Annotated in this window: 5 protein-coding genes; 2 read left to right on the forward strand and 3 right to left on the reverse strand. The window is 64.1% G+C overall.

Features of this window, described 5'->3' with window-relative positions:
* From Q8S60_RS18295 to Q8S60_RS18305, 3 genes are all read right to left on the reverse strand, one after another.
* On the reverse strand, positions 1–299 hold a 299-nt coding region (locus tag Q8S60_RS18295; protein WP_305668768.1), incomplete at its 3' end, for a PaaI family thioesterase.
* Positions 299–1,180 carry an oxaloacetate decarboxylase gene (locus tag Q8S60_RS18300; RefSeq protein WP_305275759.1) on the reverse strand — a complete coding sequence of 294 codons (882 nt, stop codon included), beginning with the start codon at positions 1,178–1,180 and terminating at the stop codon, positions 299–301. The genes Q8S60_RS18295 and Q8S60_RS18300, both read right to left, overlap by 1 nt.
* On the reverse strand, positions 1,177–1,647 hold the full coding sequence (locus tag Q8S60_RS18305) for a MarR family winged helix-turn-helix transcriptional regulator (protein WP_305275758.1): 471 nt from the start codon (positions 1,645–1,647) through the stop codon (positions 1,177–1,179). The genes Q8S60_RS18300 and Q8S60_RS18305 overlap by 4 nt, the downstream gene beginning before the upstream one ends.
* A gap of 70 nt (positions 1,648–1,717) precedes the next feature.
* Here Q8S60_RS18305 and Q8S60_RS18310 point away from each other — a divergent pair, with 70 nt between their 5' ends.
* Together Q8S60_RS18310 and Q8S60_RS18315 are read left to right on the forward strand one after the other, a co-directional pair.
* Positions 1,718–2,362 (forward strand): carboxymuconolactone decarboxylase family protein, encoded by a 645-nt coding sequence (locus tag Q8S60_RS18310; RefSeq protein WP_305275757.1) that lies wholly within the window; start codon positions 1,718–1,720, stop codon positions 2,360–2,362.
* 3 nt (positions 2,363–2,365) lie between these two features.
* The coding region (locus Q8S60_RS18315) for a VOC family protein (protein ID WP_305275756.1) at positions 2,366–2,889 on the forward strand (524 nt) is incomplete at its 3' end.

A 2,889-nucleotide genomic window follows, 5' to 3' on the forward strand; every position in this document is an offset into this window, starting at 1 on the left:
CCCTCCGTCACCGGACGGAAGAAATGCATCTGCAAATCCACCGTCGTGAAATTCTGGTCGTCTTTCAGCATGGTCATCAGCGCGAAGGAGCAGGTCTGGTCGGCGAGCGTCGCCAGATAGCCGCCGAAGACGGCAACCGGATTGAGGAAGGACGGATCGACCGGCCAGTCGTAGCGGATGCGGCCGGGCTCCAGCACGGTCAGCTTCCCCGCATAAAGCTTCAGCGCGGCGACATGCGGCGGTGCCTTCTCCATCTCACCCGCTTCGATCCGCTTCAGAATATTCCCCCAGCTCGGCATTACGTCTCCGTCTTCTTCTCTGTGTTCCGGGTTATCGCTGCGGCATCCGCCAGCATCTCCGGCAGCCCGATCAATTCATTGTAGCGCTGGAAGGTGACGCGCGCCTCGCCCGCGGGCAAGCCCTCGCCTTTCAGCAGCGTCGCGTAAACGCCTTCGAGCCGCGCCGTGACGGCAAGCAAAGCCGACACCGGAAAGAGCGCGATTTTGAATCCCAACTCCTCCAGCGCCTTTGCGCCGAGATAAGGCGTCTTGCCGTCCTCGACGATATTGGCGACAAGGGCCACGCCCTTGAAGGTCTCCGCGACTTTCCGCAATTCCGCTTCATCGCGCGGCGCCTCGATGAAGAGAATGTCGGCGCCTGCCTTCAGGAAAGCCTCGCCGCGCCGCAGCGCCTCGTCGAGATCATGCGTCGCGCGCGCATCCGTCCGCGCCATCACCTTGAAGTCGCGGCTCCCGCGCGCCTCCGCCGCCGCGCGGATTTTCGCCGCCGCCTCCGCGAGCGGCACCACTTCCTTGCCTTCCATATGGCCGCAGCGTTTCGGGAAGACCTGATCCTCGATCTGGATGCAGGCCGCGCCCGCCGCCTCATAGGCGCGCGTCAGCCGCGCCGCGTTCAAGGGCCCGCCATGCCCGTTGTCGCCATCGGCGATCAGCGGCACCGGCGCGGCAGCCCCCGCAATCGCGCGCACGCGCTCGCTCATTTCCGCCGCGCTCACAAGCCCGATATCCGGCACGCCGAAGCTTGCGCCCGCAACGCCGAAGCCCGTCATGTAGACCACGCGCGCGCCCGCCTTCGCGGCAAGTTTCGCCGACAATGCATCGTAGGCGCCGGGCGCCACCAATATGCCGGGCGCGGCCAGAAGATCGCCGAGGCTCGTCATGCTTTTTTCTTTCCCTCGCGTTTCGGCTTCGTCACTACCGGCGCCTCGCCCCACTCCGCGCTCACGATGCGCGCCAGGTTCTCCACCGTCTTCGCGCCGAGCCGCGCCTCGAGTTCCGCTTCGAGGCCGCTGACGATTTCGAGCGCCTCCGCCCTCACGCCCGCGCCCTCCGGCGCGAAGGTCACGAGCTTGCAGCGCGCATCCTCGGGGTCCGGCGCCATATAGACAAGCCGCTTTTCCTCCAGCTCGCGCAGCGCCGTGTTCATCGATTGCCGCGTGACGCCGAGCAGCCGCGCCAGCTCGCTCGGCCGGCGGATGCCCGCATGGACATAGACCATGGTCATGGATTCAAGCCGGCGCACGCCGCCATACCCGCGCGCGTCGAGGCTTTTCTGCAAGGCGCCGTCGAACCACATGAAGCGGTTGAGCAATTGCGCCATCAACACGCCGGGCTGTCTTTGCGTCATCGGAATCCCCGCTTGAGCCATTCGTCAGTTTATCTTACATTCTTCCCGGTCATGCAACGGGAGGAAACGCATGCCGAGACTGAGACAGGTGGGCAAGGCGGATGCCGACCCGCTGGCGCAGCAGATTTACAAGATGCTGTTCGGCGAGCGCGACCCGGTGAAAGAGCCCGGTACCGCCACGGGCACGCCCGGCAACTGGTGGACCGTCTTCGCACTGGTGCCGGACGCCTTCAAGCACACGACCGAAGGCTTCCAGTTCTACCGGAGCCCGAACCGCAAGCTCGATCCGAAGCTCCGCGAGCTCGGCCAGATCCGTGCCGGTTTTGCGCGCGGCTCGCAATTCGTCTTCTCGCAGCATTGCAAGGCCTGCCGCGATGTCGGCCTTCGCGAAGAGCAGATCGAGGCGATCCCGCATTGGCAGATCGCCGATTGTTACGCGCCGGTCGAGCGCGCGCTGCTCGCCTATACGGATTGCCTCGTGCTGCAGGGCGGCCGCGTTCCGCAAGCGATTTTCGATGCGATGAAGAAACATCTGTCCGACGAAGAAATACTCGAATTCACCTACATCACCGCGACCTACGACATGCACGCCACCATGTCGCGCGCGCTCCGCCTCGAATATGACGATGTGGACGAACGCGTGGTGGAAATCGCCGCGCCCGCAGGCGCGTCGGCGGACGTCATGAGCATGGTCGACAAGCAAGGGAAGGATTGAAGCATGGGCTATCATCATCTGGCGCTTGCCGCGCGCGACATGAAGGCGATCCACGATTTCTACGAAGGCGTGATGGGGTTCGAGCTAGTGAAGGTCGAAGTCGGTCCCTCGCCGGAAGGCGGCTGGGCCAAGCATTTCTTCTATCGCATGGAAGACGATTCGAAGTTCATCGCCTTCTGGGAAATGCACGACATGCCGGGGACGGAGAATTTCGAAACCAATCTCTCGAAGGCCGCCGGCGTGCCCGACCACATCAACCACATCTCCTTCGACGTGAAGGACCGCGCCGATCTCGACCGCCGCCGCCAGCGCTGGCTCGATGCCGGGCTCGACGTGCTGGAGATCGACCACAACTGGTGCCACTCGGTCTACACCAAAGATCCGAACGGCAATTTCGTGGAATTCTGCCTGACGACCGGCAGCTTTACCGAGGCCGACCGCGAAGCGGCGCTCGCCGCGCTGAAAGCGGAAAAACCCGCCTTCTCCAAACCGCCCGCGCACATCCAGTTCCACAAACCGGCCGCGTA

The organism is Parvibaculum sp., from assembly GCF_030694575.1.
Lineage (GTDB): Bacteria > Pseudomonadota > Alphaproteobacteria > Parvibaculales > Parvibaculaceae > Parvibaculum.

What these genes read in the sequence shown, in the direction of transcription:
- Q8S60_RS18310 (WP_305275757.1), top strand. Translation starts at nt 1,718, where the DNA reads ATGCCGAGACTGAGACAGGTGGGCAAGGCGGATGCCGACCCGCTGGCG.
- Q8S60_RS18305 (WP_305275758.1), bottom strand. Translation starts at nt 1,647, where the DNA reads ATGACGCAAAGACAGCCCGGCGTGTTGATGGCGCAATTGCTCAACCGC.
- Q8S60_RS18300 (WP_305275759.1), bottom strand. Translation starts at nt 1,180, where the DNA reads ATGACGAGCCTCGGCGATCTTCTGGCCGCGCCCGGCATATTGGTGGCG.